At 40.5% G+C, this 16,757-nt stretch carries 18 protein-coding genes; 11 read left to right on the top strand and 7 right to left on the bottom strand.

The window, feature by feature from the left end; translation table 11 throughout:
- Nucleotides 1-112: 112 nt before the first annotated feature.
- Complete coding sequence (gene purC, locus MSHOH_RS02835; RefSeq protein ID WP_048137204.1) at nt 113-826, bottom strand: phosphoribosylaminoimidazolesuccinocarboxamide synthase; 714 nt, start codon at nt 824-826, stop codon at nt 113-115.
- Between the two features lie 479 nt (nt 827-1,305).
- On the opposite strand from purC, the gene MSHOH_RS02845 reads away from it, so the two are divergent.
- The 4 genes from MSHOH_RS02845 (at nt 1,306) to MSHOH_RS02870 (ending at nt 6,042) form a co-directional block, all read left to right on the top strand.
- A complete protein-coding gene (locus MSHOH_RS02845) occupies nt 1,306-2,592 on the top strand; it encodes an ATP-binding protein (RefSeq protein ID WP_048137207.1) in 1,287 nt (428 codons plus the stop codon).
- Nucleotides 2,589-3,329, top strand: a complete 741-nt coding sequence (locus MSHOH_RS02850; RefSeq protein ID WP_048137208.1) for an MBL fold metallo-hydrolase — start codon at nt 2,589-2,591, stop codon at nt 3,327-3,329. The genes MSHOH_RS02845 and MSHOH_RS02850 overlap by 4 nt, the downstream gene beginning before the upstream one ends.
- 155 nt (nt 3,330-3,484) lie before the next feature.
- Nucleotides 3,485-4,600 carry an IS200/IS605 family element RNA-guided endonuclease TnpB gene (tnpB, locus tag MSHOH_RS02855; protein WP_048143078.1) on the top strand — a complete coding sequence of 372 codons (1,116 nt, stop codon included), beginning with the start codon at nt 3,485-3,487 and terminating at the stop codon, nt 4,598-4,600.
- 1,208 nt (nt 4,601-5,808) lie between these two features.
- Nucleotides 5,809-6,042 (top strand): DUF378 domain-containing protein, encoded by a 234-nt coding sequence (locus tag MSHOH_RS02870; RefSeq protein ID WP_048137212.1) that lies wholly within the window; start codon nt 5,809-5,811, stop codon nt 6,040-6,042.
- 257 nt (nt 6,043-6,299) lie between these two features.
- Here MSHOH_RS02870 and MSHOH_RS02875 read toward each other — a convergent pair whose 3' ends face one another.
- On the bottom strand, nt 6,300-6,782 hold the full coding sequence (locus MSHOH_RS02875; protein ID WP_048137214.1) for a peroxiredoxin: 483 nt from the start codon (nt 6,780-6,782) through the stop codon (nt 6,300-6,302).
- A gap of 192 nt (nt 6,783-6,974) precedes the next feature.
- Nucleotides 6,975-7,955: a hypothetical protein gene (locus MSHOH_RS02880; protein ID WP_239451183.1), complete on the bottom strand. Its 981-nt coding sequence runs from the start codon at nt 7,953-7,955 to the stop codon at nt 6,975-6,977.
- A 202-nt stretch (nt 7,956-8,157) separates the two neighbouring features.
- On the opposite strand from MSHOH_RS02880, the gene MSHOH_RS02885 reads away from it, so the two are divergent.
- Nucleotides 8,158-8,487 (top strand): pyrimidine dimer DNA glycosylase/endonuclease V, encoded by a 330-nt coding sequence (locus MSHOH_RS02885; RefSeq protein ID WP_048137218.1) that lies wholly within the window; start codon nt 8,158-8,160, stop codon nt 8,485-8,487.
- Nucleotides 8,488-8,497: 10 nt separating this feature from the next.
- Here the strand turns inward: MSHOH_RS02885 and MSHOH_RS02890 are convergent, their stop codons facing one another.
- The gene (locus MSHOH_RS02890) at nt 8,498-9,133 is read right to left on the bottom strand and encodes a permease (RefSeq protein ID WP_082089220.1); all 636 of its coding nucleotides are present in this window, start codon (nt 9,131-9,133) and stop codon (nt 8,498-8,500) included.
- Nucleotides 9,134-9,136: 3 nt separating this feature from the next.
- Here MSHOH_RS02890 and MSHOH_RS23345 point away from each other — a divergent pair, with 3 nt between their 5' ends.
- The gene (locus MSHOH_RS23345) at nt 9,137-9,547 is read left to right on the top strand and encodes a hypothetical protein (protein WP_162197596.1); all 411 of its coding nucleotides are present in this window, start codon (nt 9,137-9,139) and stop codon (nt 9,545-9,547) included.
- A 100-nt stretch (nt 9,548-9,647) separates the two neighbouring features.
- Here MSHOH_RS23345 and MSHOH_RS02900 read toward each other — a convergent pair whose 3' ends face one another.
- On the bottom strand, nt 9,648-9,983 hold the full coding sequence (locus MSHOH_RS02900; RefSeq protein ID WP_052730679.1) for a PadR family transcriptional regulator: 336 nt from the start codon (nt 9,981-9,983) through the stop codon (nt 9,648-9,650).
- A 553-nt stretch (nt 9,984-10,536) separates the two neighbouring features.
- On the opposite strand from MSHOH_RS02900, the gene MSHOH_RS02910 reads away from it, so the two are divergent.
- The 5 genes from MSHOH_RS02910 (at nt 10,537) to nikR (ending at nt 14,254) form a co-directional block, all read left to right on the top strand.
- Nucleotides 10,537-11,133 carry a B-box zinc finger protein gene (locus MSHOH_RS02910; RefSeq protein ID WP_048137224.1) on the top strand — a complete coding sequence of 199 codons (597 nt, stop codon included), beginning with the start codon at nt 10,537-10,539 and terminating at the stop codon, nt 11,131-11,133.
- Nucleotides 11,134-11,169: 36 nt separating this feature from the next.
- Nucleotides 11,170-11,499: a carboxymuconolactone decarboxylase family protein gene (locus tag MSHOH_RS02915; RefSeq protein WP_048137226.1), complete on the top strand. Its 330-nt coding sequence runs from the start codon at nt 11,170-11,172 to the stop codon at nt 11,497-11,499.
- 18 nt (nt 11,500-11,517) lie between these two features.
- Nucleotides 11,518-11,916, top strand: a complete 399-nt coding sequence (locus tag MSHOH_RS02920) for an LIM domain-containing protein (RefSeq protein ID WP_048137228.1) — start codon at nt 11,518-11,520, stop codon at nt 11,914-11,916.
- 231 nt (nt 11,917-12,147) lie between these two features.
- Complete coding sequence (gene ftsA / locus MSHOH_RS02925) at nt 12,148-13,506, top strand: coenzyme F390 synthetase (protein ID WP_082089461.1); 1,359 nt, start codon at nt 12,148-12,150, stop codon at nt 13,504-13,506.
- A 325-nt stretch (nt 13,507-13,831) separates the two neighbouring features.
- Nucleotides 13,832-14,254, top strand: a complete 423-nt coding sequence (gene nikR, locus MSHOH_RS02930) for a nickel-responsive transcriptional regulator NikR (protein WP_048137230.1) — start codon at nt 13,832-13,834, stop codon at nt 14,252-14,254.
- 100 nt (nt 14,255-14,354) lie between these two features.
- On the opposite strand, the gene MSHOH_RS02935 is transcribed toward nikR, so the two are convergent.
- Both MSHOH_RS02935 and MSHOH_RS02940 read right to left on the bottom strand, forming a co-directional pair.
- On the bottom strand, nt 14,355-14,711 hold the full coding sequence (locus tag MSHOH_RS02935; RefSeq protein ID WP_048137232.1) for an ArsR/SmtB family transcription factor: 357 nt from the start codon (nt 14,709-14,711) through the stop codon (nt 14,355-14,357).
- Nucleotides 14,712-14,962: 251 nt separating this feature from the next.
- Nucleotides 14,963-16,714 carry a flippase-like domain-containing protein gene (locus MSHOH_RS02940; RefSeq protein WP_048137234.1) on the bottom strand — a complete coding sequence of 584 codons (1,752 nt, stop codon included), beginning with the start codon at nt 16,712-16,714 and terminating at the stop codon, nt 14,963-14,965.
- Nucleotides 16,715-16,757 lie beyond the last annotated feature (43 nt).

A 16,757-nucleotide genomic window follows, 5' to 3' on the forward strand; every position in this document is an offset into this window, starting at 1 on the left:
GATTAAAATTCATAGGAAGGTCTTAAATTCATAGGAAGGTCTTGAAAGCCTTTTCAGGCCTGTTCAAGTTCCCCTATTTTCAAGGTTAAACCTATCAGGTTAGACCTATGGATTATTCGAATATCTCGGGCACTATGCGCCGGGCAACTTCTTCATAGGCTTTGGAAATATCACCTTTATTAAACCTGAAGACATCTTTGTCCATGGACTGTCCGGTTTTCTTGTCCCAGAAACGGCAGGTATCGCAGGAAATTTCATCGGCAAGGATAATTTCTCCGCCTCTTCTTCCAAACTCAAGCTTGAAGTCAGGAAGCAGAATTCCTTTCTCGTCAAGGTACGGCACAAGAAGTTCGTTGATCCTGAGCGCAAGTTTCCGGAGGGTTGCAAGTTCTTCGAGAGTTGCAATGCCAAGCGCAAGAGCAATGTCGTCATTCAGCATGGGATCTCCGTACTCGTCGCTTTTGAAATCAAAGACCAGAACCGGGGACTCGAAAACAGTACCCTCTTTTACAGGGTATTTCTTTGTAATTGAGCCTGCGGCAATGTTCCTGACAATAACCTCAATCTTAATGATTTCAACTTTCTTCACGAGCATATCAATATCGGAAAGCATACTGACAAAATGAGTTTTGACTCCGCTGGCTTCCAGCATTTCAAAAATTTTCTTTGAGATCTGAGCATTGTAGTACCCCTTCAATTCCATCTCGCCTTTCTTTTCCCCATTGAATGCGGTAAGGCTGTTTCGGAATTCGGCGATAAGGGTATCGAGATCATCTGTCTTGTAGATGGTTTTTGCTTTCCCTGAATAGAGTTGTTCTCTTTTCATGTAATGGTCCTCTCTAGGGATAATTCTGGATTTTCCTTAGATAGAGAGATTTCCAGAAATAACATTCCGGAATAACAGTAATTTTAATATATGAGTTATTTTATAATAGTCGAGGCATTCCAGAAACGGATAAGTATTCTCCGAAGCTGTATGCTTATGGAAATGAGCTGCATTTCCAGACTTTTCAAAGATCCTCCCAGAAACCTGAGTTATTTGAAGATTATAGAGATTTTTTTCCTCAAATGCACTCTGAATTTCATGAAGGGATGGAGTAAATGAAAAGCCTTTCTGCTAGATAAACTTATCACTTGTACCGGCTTTCTATCCTTCTGTAGAGTTCTGTCTCCTGCTTCGTAAATTATATCTTTAAAGAAAGCCCATTACTAGGTTTAGCAACTTAAAAAAAGATTTAAGAACTTTCTGCTTTGGATGCACACTACTTGATAGTGGTCTAATCTAAGTACTAATGGGTAAAAAACATGTCAGGCATTATACTAGACATCGTAGAGCTACTGCTTACCGCAGAGATCTATAACCGCTATTCAGAACTGGATGTTAACGATCTTCCCAAAAACATCCGCAAAAGTTACTGGAACAGCGTGGAAAAAACAGTTCCCAAGCCCATAATAGCTTCATTTGTCAGAATCGAAAAACTATATGGGATAACAGATATTGAAAAAACCGTGAGGAATGTACCTTTCATAAGTGTTGATAGGTCTCACTTTGAACTCCGCCTTAGTGCTTTTGAACTTGCCGCGGAATGGTTTGAAAAACAGGAAGGTTCTCAGGAGAGAATCGAAAATAATCCTGTCCTTGCCTACTATTTCGGGGAGATCCGAAAGGTCGAGGCTGCAAATTATGCAGTAGCAAAAGCAAAGATCAGGCCAAAGGAAGTCGACAGAGAATGGATAGAATCCCTGATAGCTGAAATCAGGAAAGAAGACAAGAGCGAGGAGATGCTTAAGCTCGTTGTCATTATCGCTCCTGAGGACGTAAAACAGAAAGTCAGAGATCTTGTGCTCACGGAAGAGCAGCAGGATGAAATTGAAAAAATCATGAAAGCCATTCAGCACAGGGAATATCTGCGGGAGATAGGGTTGCACGATATAGGAAAGCTCCTGTTTGTCGGGCCTCCGGGCACAGGTAAAACCTCAGTTGCCCGTGCACTCTCAGAACAGCTCTCCATTCCCTTTGTTGAGGTTAAGCTCTCAATGATTACAGATCAGTATCTTGGCGAGACTGCAAAGAATATAGATCGCGTTTTCCTGCTTGCAAAGAAACTGAACCCCTGCATTCTTTTCATAGATGAGCTGGACTTTGTTGCAAAAGCCAGGACTTCGGACGAAAACGCTGCAATTAAAAGGGCAGTCAATACCCTCCTGAAAGCTATAGATGAAATCAGTCTGGTAGAACATGGGGTCCTTCTTATTGCTGCAACGAACCATCCCAGAATGCTTGACAGTGCGGCGTGGAGACGTTTTGATGAAATTGTTCATTTCCCTCTGCCTGACCTTGACATGCGTAAAAATATCCTGGATATTGTGACCAGGCATATAGAAGGTGACTTTGATACGTCAGAGATTGCGGCCCTGACAGAGAATTATTCGGGTTCTGACCTGCGCATGGTTATCAGGGAAGCCGTCCTTAGTGCTCTTCTCGAGGAACGCAAAGTTCTTACCCAGAAGGACCTGCTGGAAGCAGTAAATTCCTTTGATGAAAGGGCAGACCTCAAGTCCGACGAGTACGTAGGGAAGAAATCCTCATGAGACTAACTCTGCTTGGGACCGGGGATGCGGTAGGGACCCCTAAAATCGGGTGTAACTGCCCGGCATGCTCTGATGCCCGCGAGGGCGGAAAGAGCCAGCGCCTTCGTTTTTCTATCCTTGTGGAATCGTGTCAGGGTAAAATCCTTATTGATACCAGCCCCGATCTCAGGCAGCAGTTTCTCAGGCAAAAGCTTTCTGGCGTAGATGCCGTAATCTGGACACATGGGCATTATGACCATTATGCAGGTTTCGGGGAATTTTACAGGGTTCAGAATAAAGTTAATGTTTATGGAGTTCAAGAAACCCTGGACTACATAGACCAGTATGTTTCTTTCCTGAAACCAAGGTATCATTACGTAAAGTTCTATGAACCCTTTGAATTGATCGGGCTTCAATTCACACTTTTTAAGGTTACTCATCCCCCTGTAGAAACTCCTGCAGGAGTTGTTATCCGGGAGGGCAACACCAAAATTGTAATTACGGGGGACACGAGTCCTGATATTCCTGAAAAAAGCCTGGAATTAATAAAAGACCCTGATCTTCTTATTGCAGATGCCATCGTTCCCCCTCACATCCATATCAAGAAGCATATGAACTCAGAAGAGGCTATGACGCTTGCTCAAAAGCTTAATGCAAAAGAAGTGGTACTGACCCACCTCAGCCATCTCTTCCGCCCGCATCGCATTGAATCAATGTTTTTACCTCTCGGATACGACGGGCAGGTCTTTGAGTTTTAAAAATTTCTCATTTTTCCCAAGATTTTTTATTTAACTTTAAGGCGGGAAGTCCCCTTCCTCGGAGCGAAGCGACAGTTGGGGGATGAAAGCCGTCAACTTCACTATATTAAGTTTAACAAAACCTATATATCTTTTTAAAACGCATAATGTATAGTATGTTAAAAGCCTACAAATATCGAATCTACCCTAGCAAAAAACAAAAGGAAATGATACAAGTTCATTTTGGTGCATGTAGATTTGTCTATAACTGGGCTTTAGAACAAAAGATAAAAACTTATGAACAAACTAAGAAACCAATATCAAGATTTGATTTACAGCACATTTTAGTCCATGAAGTAAAACCTTCTAACAAATGGTTGAAAGAAGCTAATTCACAGGCTTTACTTGCCTCTTTGGTAAATGTAGAATCAGCATTTACGAAATTCTTTAGAGAAAAATCCGGATTTCCCAATTTCAAATCTAAGAAAAATCCGGTTCAATCATATCAAATGCCTCAACATTATGCGGTAGATTTTGAGAAGCAGATAATTAAGCTTCCTAAAATAGGTGAAGTTAAAACCATACTTTATAGAAGGTTTGAAGGCAAACTTAAAACCGCAACAATTTCAGGATCAAGTACAGGAAAATATTATATCAGTATCCTTGTAGATAATGAAAAAGATATTCCTGAAAAGCAGAACTTTTCAGAATCAACTACAATAGGTATTGATGCAGGCATCAAAGATTTTGCAGTTCTATCAAATGGAGAAAAGGTTGAAAATCCAAAATACCTTAAAAATTCTCTAAAAAGAATGAAAGTTCTCCAAAAAAGAGTATCGAGAAAAGTTAAAGGCTCTAAGAATAGGAATAAGGCTAGACAGCATCTTTCAAAAATCCATGAAACTATTAGCAATCAGAGAAATAATTTCCAGCATCAACTCTCTTTTAGACTGATTAGCGAGAACCAAGCTATTGCGCTGGAAACTCTGAATGTTAAAGGTATGGTAAAAAATCATTGTCTGGCTCAGTCCATTTCAGATGCTTCGTTGAGTAGTTTTGTAACAAAATTAGAGTATAAAGCTGAATGGTTGGGAAAAACCATTTTACGAATAGGAAGATTTGAGCCATCTTCTAAATTATGCAATGTTTGTGGGTATCACAATTCCAATCTAACTCTTGATGTTAGAGAGTGGACGTGTCCTGATTGCAAAACAAAGCATGACAGAGACATAAATGCTGCAATCAATATCAAAAAGTTCTCTCTTCAAGATCAAAATCTTATAGTTATCTGACACCTATGGAACGTAGGGGATGAGCTTGTGGACTTGCGAACGGTAGTTCGAGGGATGAAGCAAGAAGCCCCTTCCTCGCTTTCATCAGAAAGCAGGGAGGGGTAGTTCACTTATTTACTGAACTGAACAGAATCACTCATTAATTATAACTTTTGTCTGGTGGTTTGATATGTGATGATAGTAAAAGAAAGTTCGGCACTAATCATATATTGAAAATATTCGATTTCGTAAAAATTTTTGATTTTATCCAAATGGTTTCTGTAACTTTTTTTGTTTATGTTGTATACTAAAATTCCAACTTTTATCGATATGTATACAGGCTTATTAAAGCTTAAACTTTCTTTTTCCCCAGATAATTGGAGTGTTTCACCTGCTACCAGAAACATGGCTTGAAATGGATCTATTTCTTTAGATAGACTGGCGTTTAAACCTACCAATCAGCAGGTAAACATAATTCGCATTGAAGCATTAAGTTAATATTTATCTTAATATTTTTTATTTTATGAAAGGAATTTATACGGTGTACAAGCATGAATCAGCATTACTTTTCTTTAGATGATTATTATAAATCCCTCATAAATCTTGACGGCATGAACGATTATTATAAGTATTTCATAGGTCTTGACGGTATTATACTTACTTTCTTAATAATAAAGAGTTATCCAACGGTTATTAATTTATCAACGAAAACTAGCTTTCTTATTATGTTAGTTGGCACCTGTTGTGTGTTAATTGATAATTGGAATCGAAAATCAATAGCTTACAGATTATATGTTGAGCTATATGATAATGAATATCAAGCTAATTCTGACTATAAAGCTGGTAAAATATTTATAAACTTAATTTTTTATGTAATCTCTATATATTTAGTATCTGGTGTGTTTTGTGCTCTCTGATACTCGCCCATAGGCTTTCATGAAGAGGTTATTTAATTTGGGCGGGAGGTGAAGAACCGCCCACCAGATTCGACGAGAGAATAGGCCTATCATACTTTATTTTTAATATGTTATTTAATATCCAACGCTGCTATTTATAAAAAGTTCCTGTATCAAAATAATGATTCGTTTCTTATTTTCTGTTTTTCTAAGAGGCTCTAATTTTTAATTAGTCACATATAAATACAAGTAAATCCAATTTTAAAATTGGATTTTTATATTTCTACTTATTATAAAATAGAAAAATAATGAAGCAAAAAGGGAGTGATGCCTATGGCAGTAAGAAATCCGGTAGACTTAATTGCACTTATACTTGTTATAGTGGGCGGATTAAACTGGGGGCTTATAGGGCTCTTTGATTTTAACCTTGTAGATGCTATCTTCGGGGTAGGAAGCACTCTTTCGAGAATTGTGTACATAATTGTTGGGCTTGCAGCTCTTTATATGATCTATTTCACTGTAAGAGCTGAAACGTATCCGACTCATGAGGCCGCAGTACGTCACTAAGTAAAAAAGATTGGAAAAGCTCCTTTCCGGTGTAATGCTGTGAAAGGGCCTTAACCAGCTAATCTTTTTCGGAAGGCTGGACTAAAAATTAAGATAAGGCCATTTTTTTTAGACATTTTATTTTTATTTCTTTTATCTTTATTTTCAATCTAATTTTTCAGTTATAACTAAAGCTCAGGTTTTACAGTTTTACACGCATTATCAATTTTTGATATGTGTAATTTTACTGACATTTACTTTTATAACTTATTCTCGTTTCACTTCTCTTTCATGTTTTTCAGTTCTGAAAGCACTTTCTCAGCATGCCCTGCAGCTTTAACGTTATCCCATATCTTTACAATTTTTCCTTCAGGGTCGATAAGAAAAGTTGTCCTGACAGCACTTATAACATCCTTGCCCCTGAAGTATTTGGGATGCAGGACGTCATACTTTTCGTGGATTTCCGCCTTCTCGTCGGAAAGCAGCTTTATTTTAAGCTCTTTCTTTTCTATGAATTTTCTGTGAGATTCCTCACTATCTCTGCTGACTCCCAAAATTATCGCATCTTCGGCTTCGAAATCCTTTCTCAGACAACTGAAGTTTTTTGCTTCCAGGCTGCAGCCCGGAGTGTTATCCCTTGGATAAAAGTACAGGACTACCCATTTTCCTCTGAGATTTTCAAGGCACGTCCGGTTTCCTTCCTGGTCCGGAAGGCAAAATTCAGGTGCAGTTTTTCCTGATTCCAGTGATGTTTTTGCCATATTTTCCCCCTAGTAAGTCCATACTGCATATACGCAGTTCCTGAACAAATTTAAAATTATATAACCTAATCTCATTATACAAGTTATATTTTTAATGTATTACTCTTTCTTTATTTCAATTATATCTTTTTTGCTTCTTTCATTCCTTTTTTGCTCCCGTTTTCATATATTTTATTTTGTACTCTTTTGAGTTTATATTTTTCTTTTCCAGGGCAGGACTGCCGCTTCAAACGACAGGATCGAGCCCATGAGCCAGCCTGCCCAGAGCAAAAGCCCTGCAAGCCCGAGGACGAAAAAGTAAAGTCGTTTTCGTGTTGATTTTACGCCGTATCCTTCATTCTTCATACTCAGAACCAGAGCTATAGTTCCAAGAACTATGCTAGCAAGAACCAGAAAAATTGTAATGATTACTTCGGGAGAATATGAACTCCTGCTCAGTGAAACCATCATCTGGAGTATATATGATAAGCCTGTACCCAGAAAGAAAAGGCCTGCAAAAGCTCCTGCCCAGTGTGCCGGATTGAACCTGGCTGCAGCTTCCTTTTTAAGTGAAATTGCCAGAATTCCGGCTGCGAGGGTTATTCCAAGCGGGAAGAATATAAAAGGCAGGCTCTGTCCTTCCCAGCGGTAGATCCTTATCTGGTTAAGAGGAATAAACAGCCATTCCATAAGGGAAAACTTTTCCCTATACCCCAGAATAACCCCGTAATTGCCACTTTCTTCAATAGAACTTACTGTTGCATAGTATGTGCCGCTTTCCGGGGCATCGAGATCTGCACGGACAAGGGAATAGAAAGCGCTCGGAGTAAACCCCTCGTACGTTGCGCTTTCAGGCATCTTTCCCGAAAAGACCTTTGCTCCGTATCCTTCAGGAATTTCTACGGTTTCTGGCACTTCCCCTTCATCCACAAGCCCGGGTCCTATAAGGATCAGATCTGGAACAAAAGTTTGGCTCTCCTCTCCGGCGGGGATGATCAACCCAAGTGAGATCCTTTCCCCTTCTTCAGCCTCAAAACTGTAGTATTGAAGATCTCCCCCTGAAAACTGCCCGTAGAGTACCCTGGATTTTGCAGGGTCCTCAACATGAGTTGCTGTGTCAGGGTTCCTACCTCCCCCTTCGAAAACCGGAACATGAGCAAATGCGGGAGTAAATACAAAATAAATACAAGCCACTAAAATACACAGCAAGGCAGAATATCTTGATATCCTCCATTTCATAGACTAAACTCTCACCTGCTGTCAGTAAATAGGTATCAGAATCTAGAATTAGAAATAAAATCCCTGATTTATGTTCAGGTTTAAAATTTATTTCAGGCTTTAAAGATCAAAGTTTCCTGTCGAAAGCCCTTTCTGAGATGCATTCAAAATTCATCTTATGCGAATCTGGGATATCCCTCCTGAGAAAATGTGCCGGAACCACCTGTTAGGGGAGCATCGAGAATTACATGCTTTATGGTCCATAATAATCAACAACAAGAAAGCTTATGCCCATCATCCTGAGACTCTGCGCTGGAAAGGAAAACTAAAAGCCCTCTACCTGAGGCATGAAGCTCTGGTCAATGAGATGACTGCGAGAGGTTATAAGCACCATACCCCCCTTGACCCTGCTCTTGCGACAGGAAAAGCCGTGCAGGACGAGTTTGTGAATACCTATGAGGAGCAGGTCCGGATCCTGAAAGAAAGAGGGTGTAAATGCAGGGTTTGATCCTGCTTTTTTAAGGGAACTCTGACTCAGCTTTTATGTACAGTGACTCCCTTTCGTCTGCTGACAGTATCTTTTCAATTGCCAGGGAGAAGAGGAGAATCAGGGGAATGCATACTGCTACTTGAATTACCGTGAACTTCGCTCCCATATATGAAATTTCATAGATTAAAAGAGGAATTTTAGTCGTGGACCATACTCCAAGGAAAAATAATACATATGCAAATTTTGCTTTTTTCTTCATTAGAAGCACGGCAATCGGAAAAGCGATATAAAGGGGGCCTGCTGCAGCAGATCCTAAGAATAAAGCTGTGAGTATTCCTTTAAGGCCTGAACTTTCTCCCATATACCTGATGAATGTTTCTTTAGGGACCCATACATCTAGCAGGCCCATAAAAATAAAAATAGGAGGAATAAGGCCTAGCATTTCCTGCGTGTTCGATACTGAAATTTCTAAGGCTTTAAGACCTGCAGGCGAGTTTACACAATACAGAACGATTATAACAAAAGAAGTAACTATAACGAATCTTAATCTTTTTATCAAGGAAAAGGCTCTTTTTTTCAGACTCATTTTTTCATTTTTGGTTTTTTTATTTTCAGGTTTTACATATTTATTCTCGGAACTGATGGATATGCCCTGAATACTCATTACATGAACCTCCAGATCACTATTGTGAAAATTAGAGACACAAAAAATGCGAATGCGTTTCTCAGGATTGCTATGCGTCTGCTGAAGTATTTGATTTCAAGGGGCAAGGTTACAATTCCAACTGCCATAAGTGAAGAAACGAAGGCTGCAATCTGTGCATATCCTGCTCCCCCATTAAGAAGGGCAGCTCCCAGTGGAAAAGCAACAAAACCAGGAATCAGTGCAATAGAACCTGCCGTAAGTGAAAGAACAATACCAGAAAAACCAGACTCGGAACCAATAAGCATTGAAATGGCCTCCGGGCTTAAAACAGCTAAAGTAATTCCTGCAAACATCATAACCGATAGGATTTCCGGAAGAAGACCTGAAAAGGACCTCCAGGCTTTAAGAAGAGCAATTTTTGTTTTTTTCTGATCCTTTAAGTAAGAAATAATCAGAAAAAGAAATGCAGAGATATAAAGATAAATGGTATTCAGGGAAATCATCTCTTTTTAGCTGTACTGGTATTTTGGGCTTAAATTTGCAATTTTTCGTAAGTCTCCAGGAAAAAATCCAGGTCTTGCCTTCTTTTTTCAATATCCTGCTTGAGTTCACTTAGTCTTTCCATTCCTTTCAGAGTTATTCGATACCATTTTTTTGCAGGTCCGGGTTCCGATGTGTCCCAGTAGGCTTCAATGGCTCCTTCTTTTTCCAGACCATTCAGTGCCCTGTAAAGAGCAGGGGTATCTATTAGATTGAAGGGCATCTCCTCATCAAGTCTTTTAAACAGAAGGGCTCCATAAGCCGGCTTCTGTGCCAGAAAAAGAAGTATAAAAGCTGGGGTATGGCGAAAGTATTTGTTCATGGACATGATCGATACATCTGATTCTGCTTGCTTATATGGAATCTTATTCTTTCTTCTTACTACTTTTAACACCTTAGTGTATTTAACACTATGGTGTGTTTCGTATGTACAGTTTTCCATGAATCTGTGAGACTTATGAAGACAGGTCAGAACTATGAAAGAGAATGTGAGCAGATTAAACTGCCAGTTCAGAAAATCAACAATCAAGAAAGTTTAATCTCAGCTCTTCTGTATATGTTTTCTCAGGGATCAACAGGAGAATATCTTCTTGATTGTACAGGAAATGGGCAGAAAAAAGAGGAACACTTGCTCTTCAGGAACTATAGATATATATCGATCTCTCAACTCTTTCTACTTTCTTTTAAAGAAAGTTCTATTTTTATATTTATAGTTATCGATATATTCTTATATAATAACGTAATATAGAGAGACTAAACAAAATCTCTGGAAAGATCTGTTTCTGAACTCAGCTAAGTGGAAAAATGAGTTAAAGTGAGTTCTAAGACTGCTTCTTACTCAGAGGTTATTCCATTATTTGTCAAGAATCTCAGGGACTTCAATGAAACCTGTGCTGGATGAAGAGGAAATATGGGTTCTCGAATGCATAAAAGAAGCTAATCTGGATCGGGGCTTCCATATTCGGGACATAATCAAAAAAGCAAAAACAGAGTATGGATTATCCAGGTCAACAGTTTATGAAATCGTAGGCTATTTGGAATTTCATGACCTGGTAAAAACGAATAAACTCGGCAATCGCGAACTTGATCCAAATATTCAATATTGTGTAACATGTACGAGTTGCGGCAAAGAAATTCCCGGGAATGAATATATCAAAGAAAGCGGGAGGGCAATATGCGAGGATTGTTATTTGGAAGGGCATCAGAGAATAAAGTTTGCAGACCCTGTAGCAGTGCGCTCCAAAAGGCTTTTCAGAAAACAACATGGGTTTGAAGGGACTGAGGGCCTGACAGAACTGCAAAAAGAAATCTATAGGTTTATCCTGGAGGAAGGAGGAGCTACACCCGAAAAGATTTCAAATTTATTCAAGCTTACCTTGCAGGAAACCAGGAATCAGCTTGCAATACTCAGGCACTGCGAGCTTTTAAAGTGGAGAAAAATGGGAGAAGAGATGTACATGGTTCCCTTTGATTCTTAAATTTTTTATATCTTGATACACTCAGGAGGTGAAAGGTTGGCAGAAAAATTCGATATGAATGAAAGGATGAAAGCAATGGCCGGGGAACTTCCGGGAGTAATGAACGCTCTGATGGGACTTCATTCGGAAGTTGTCAAAGACGGAGCTTTAAGTGCTCGAACAAAAGAGCTTATGATGGTAGGGATTGCAGTTGCACTGCGCTGTGAGCCCTGTCTATGGAAGCATGTTCCTGAGGCTGCAAGCCTGGGAGCAACCCGTGAAGAGATTATGGAAGCTGTAAGTACCGCAATATTGATGGCAGGAGGACCTGCAGTAGCTTACGGATCAGTAGTCGTCCTCAAAATTCTTGATGAGCTTAATGTCTAAACTCTGGAGTGATAAAAGATGGTCGAAGAAAAAACCAGCTCTGCCGCATGTGCAGTTTGCGGGTGTGAGCTATCAGAAGAGGATAGTATCGAAAAAGACGGGCAGATTCTTTGCGAAGACTGCTATATAGAAAGTAGTCATAAGATCCAGGCATGTGATCCATGGGCTGTCCGTTCTAAAAAGATTTTCAGGGAAGAAGCCGGACTTGAAGGGACTGAAGGCCTGACAGAACTGCAAAAAGCCATTTATGATTTCATAGTCTCCCGGGGCGGGGCAAAAAAAGAAGAAATTGCAGAAAAATTTGGAATCTCTGCAAGGGAGACCGAAAACCAGTTTGCTCTTCTAAGACACTGCGAGCTGGTAAAAGGGCAGAAAAGGACAGATGGAGTATATCTTGTGCCTTTTGAAGTCAGATAAGTTTAAAATATACAGCTTTTATTTTTTTTCTTTTCTAACCAACAGACAGAGCCTTGCATGGATTTATTTTCGGAGATGAATCCAGCTTAAATAACACCTGTTCATGCCTTATCCCTTCTCAAAACTCTTACCACCGTCCAAAACTGTTTCATAATTGAAGATTAATTTATCTTTTAAGACGATAAATATCAGGTTTTTATATTGTCAAAGGTTTCAGCCGGGGTGGTTTTATTGGACAGCTCAAAGCATTATTTTAATCCAGAAATCGAGACCATGGATAGGGGAGAACTCGATGCTCTCATTGAGGAACGGGTGCGCTATACAGTAAGATATGCAGCTGAAAATTCCCCTTTTTACAGAAAATGGTTTGAAAAACACGGAGTAAATCCGGGAGATGTTAAAACCCATGAAGACTTGCTTGAACTTCCAATCATCTCCGGGAAAACAATCCGGGAAAACCAGCCTCCTGAGGAAAAGGATTTCCTGTTCAGGAGTGTGGGCTGGGAAGATGTTTTTACAATCCACGAGACCAGCGGCACGAGTGGGACTCCGAAGAGCTTTTTCCTTACCTGGGAAGACTGGGAGCGCTATGCTGAAAAGTACGCTAGGGTTTTCAGGTCTCAGGGTTTCGGGCCCGGAGACAGGGTAGTTGTCTGTGCATCCTATGGAATGAATGTGGGAGCAAACACAATGACTCTTGCAGCCAGACAGCTGGGTATGAGCATTATTCCTGAAGGAAAGTGCACTTTTCCTCTGCGTGTTATTAAAACCTACAGACCGACAGGCATAGTGGGCAGCGTATTCAAGCTCCTGAACCTTGCTCGCAGAATGCAGGCTGAGGGCATCGACCCAGGGCAGTCCGGCGTGAACAAGCTGGTTGTGGGAGGAGAAGCCTTTGCTGACGAGTCAAGAAATTATCTCTCTGAAATATGGGGCTGCCCTGTCTACAACACCTACGGGAGCACGGAAGGGACAATGTGCGGAGAGTGCACTGAGATCTCAGGGCTGCACGTTCCCGAAGACTTTGTTCATCTTGATGTTTACGACCCTCATTTAAAGGAATTCGTGCCTGATGGGGAATGCGGAAGAGTTGTCCTGAGTACGCTTCTGCCTGTCGGGGCAAAAGCAGGAAACCTTCTTTTAAATTACGATACTGAAGACACAACTGTTGTCCTTACGCGCAAAAAATGTGCCTGTGGAAGGACCCATATGAAAATTTTCACTCCCCAGAGAGAGGCAGAAACCGTCTGGGTTGAAGGAACTCCTTTTAACCGTGTAGATGTAGAAAGAGGCGTCTTTCAGAGTGGGAACATGGACTACCTGACAGGAGAGTATGAAGCTTTTCTCTATGGTGCGGAAGACGAAGGAGAAACCGTACTCAGGGTCAGTTTAGAATACGAAAATCCAGAAACCTGTGATAGGGACCTTATACAGGAAAACTTTATTCGCTCTTTCCTTAAATATAAGCCTCCTCTTTCCAGGGCTTATGAAGACGGCACTTTCAAGATTCTCTTCAACTTCACAGGTCCCAAGGGCCTTGAACTGTACAAAATCAAAGGAAGGCCAAAAAGACTTGTAGACAGAAGATAATTTTTAATCTACGTTTTAATTTTTATTCTTGTGTTAACTTCTTAACTTCCATTAAAATGTCTTGTTTATTTATATCTTTTGAATATTCTTCCTTTCATTCTTATTTTTTTTCTATTTTTGTCGTTTTTATTCTTTTATTGACACATTGTCTCATTCATTAATGCCAGATTTTATAGCTCCCAAACATTAATATAGTGAGGGATGAATTAACATATGAGCATAACTCTTTTATATTAATGGTCAAGTGAAAAAAACATATATAGTATTACTTACAATAAGTTAATGTATTATCATTCGGATAAATTACAAATTACTTGGTGATACGATGGAAACAGAACTTATGAGGATAGGGGTCTCCCTTCCCGACACCCTTCTTGGTAAATTTGATGAGATTATAGAAAAAAGAGGTTATTCTTCCCGCTCGGAAGGCATAAGGGACGCCATCAGGAGTTATATTTCTTATTACGAGTGGATGGGTGACATTAAAGGCCATCGTGTCGGGACAGTCGCCGTTATTTACGACCACACGAAGCGCGGTCTTTCAAATGCACTTGCAGATATACAGCACAACTACTCTCACCTGATAAAGTCTTCAGTGCACATTCACCTTGACCATGATAACTGTTTTGAGGTAATTGTTCTTGATGGGGACGGCGAAGAGATTAAAGAGCTTGCCGAATCCATTATGGCCCTTAAAGGGGTAAAATTCTCAAAACTTACCACTGTGGCCTCAAACGAAAAGATTTAAGCCTATCCTGCCTGATAAGACTCCACAGACATAATTTGATGCTTTGGAATCTCGAGGAGACAGATTTCTTAAGTTATAAGAAGTCCCTCAGTTCCTTAGCTTAACTTTTTTCGAAATGTTTTTCAATATACTTCAGGAGCAGATTTCCGAATTCTGTAAGGTAATAAATCTGGAAACTGCGCTCTCTCTTCGAATCCACAAGTCCTGCTTCCTTTAAAAGCTTGAGGTGGTAAGAAAGTGCGGAGTGTTTTTGATCGGTAGCTTCAACGAGGACACAGACGCAGAGGCTCTGGACTTCGAGGGCTTTAAGAATTCTCAGACGGGTAGGATCTGCAAGAACCTTGAACAAACCGACGATCTCTTCAACATCTTCATTAAGGGCCGTGTGAACAGCTTCAAGCACATCTTCCGGAAGGGAATAAGCCCCTCTGACTTCTATTAATTTTTTTTCAGACATTTCTTCCACTCAGGCCTTTTTTCGCTTACCACAACTTAAGGTAAAGCATGTGGTCGTTAATTTAACTTCCTGTTTAAAGCTTTCAGTTATTTATTCTCATCTTATTACTCTCTTTCACTTCTAAATTACTTTATCTTCTAAATTTCTGGACTTGTTACTGTTCCGGGCTTTGGGTTGTGATTTAAATTTCTTTAATCTCCAGGCTTGAGAAATTTCATCTATCGTTTCTATTGATTCCTCTTTTCATGTTTTTACATCCCTTTTAGAGTATCGGTATTCGTGGAGAGGACCTCTCTCCATCTGAATCCCAGTTCCGATAAGGCGAGCCCCCCTCCAAGCAATGTGATTGAGTTTTTTATTATGTGATCCAGAACAGCGACAGTAAACCCGAGTTCGGGTCGAATTCCTCCAAGCCCGAAAACTGCAGTAAGGGCAACCTCATATGTTCCTATAGCTCCAGGAGTAACCGGAAAGGTTTTTGCGATGTTTCCGAGAGCTACTGCCAGGAAGACCAGGGATATGGTAAATGCTGAAGACAGATCTACTCCGGCTGTCGGAAAGGCTTTCAGGACCAGAAAGCAGGTAAGGATATCCATGCCCCATATGAGGAGAGAGGATGCAACCACTGCAAGAAATGCTCCCGGACGGACTGCAATCACACTCATTTGACGGATAAAAGTGGATGCAAACTCTTTTATTTTACTAAGAGGTTCCCCTGAGAAATTTGCCGAAGTTTCTTTCCTAACTTCCTTTTTACTGCGGCTCTCTCTAAAAGATAACGTAAAGATGGCTACAAAGAAAAGGAGGACTGCAATCCCTGAGAACCTGATTAGTGACTCCATCCAAGAAGCAAGTTCAAACCTGGTAGCTACGCCTGAGGATGCAAGTACGGCAATGAAAGTAATTGCAATTATGTCAAAGACTCTTTCCACTGTCAGAGAGGAAAAGCTAGTTGTAAAAGCAAGATCTTTACTTTTTTTCAGGATATACATCCTGCTAAGGTCTCCTATTCTTGCTGGAAGGATTACATTTGCAGATTGGCTGATGAAAATACTCCCGGTAAGAAATCCAAGTCCGTAATGGTTTCCTAGTCTTTTAAGGATCTGCTGGAAACGAACTCCTCTAAGCGGCCATGAGGCGCAGTAAACAAGAGAAGCAAGAGCCAGGCTGCCCAGAGATACCTGCTTTATATTTTCCAGAACTTCGGATGCACCCAGAAATGTTGCAGCAAGTGCGAGAATCATAAGTGCAAGAAAAGCTGTCAGGAACATTTTTCCTTTCCCTGAAAATAAGCCAGGAAAAAAGAGTTCCCACCAGAGACGGAAGACCTCCGACCCCATTCCAACAATATCCTTTGCAAAATTAACCTTGCTTGATCCTCCATGCCTCCAGTACACAGGGAACTCAAGAACCCTGTATCCCCGATACTGGGCTCTGACAAGCAATTCGGTATCCCAGAACCAGTGCTGGTTCTCAATTTCATCAAGCAGTTCAAAAAGAGGTCCTCTCCTAAAAGCCTTGAAACCGCACTGGTGGTCATAGAGTTTTGAATGCAAAAGAAGCCTGACCATGGAGTTATATCCTCTGCTTGCAAACTCCCGTTTAAAAGGTCTTTTTGCATCGCTTTCAGGCATTATTCTCGAACCGGTGGCAAAGTCATAACCCTCCGTACTTACAGCTTTGATCAGCTTTTCCAGATACTTCATATCTGTTGCAAGATCTACATCAATATAACAGAGTACCTCCCCCGAGGCTGCCTTAAAAGCCCTGTTAAGAGCTCTCCCCCTTCCCTGTCGTTCATCGGAATGCAGGTGTTTGACATAAGGGTACTGTTCCGAAAGCCTCGAAGCTATCCGGTCCGTACCGTCCGTGCTTCCGTCCTCTGCTATGATAATCTCAAAAGAATGAGTTATCTTTGAAAGAGTCTCTGCTGTTATCGAGACCGTGTTTTCTATTCTGGCGGCTTCATTATAAGCGGGCAGAACTACCGAGACGCTGGTTATACGAACGACCTCTTGATGTTTATCTTCTCTTTATACATAAACC

The sequence above is a fragment of the Methanosarcina horonobensis HB-1 = JCM 15518 genome, assembly GCF_000970285.1.
GTDB lineage: Archaea > Halobacteriota > Methanosarcinia > Methanosarcinales > Methanosarcinaceae > Methanosarcina > Methanosarcina horonobensis.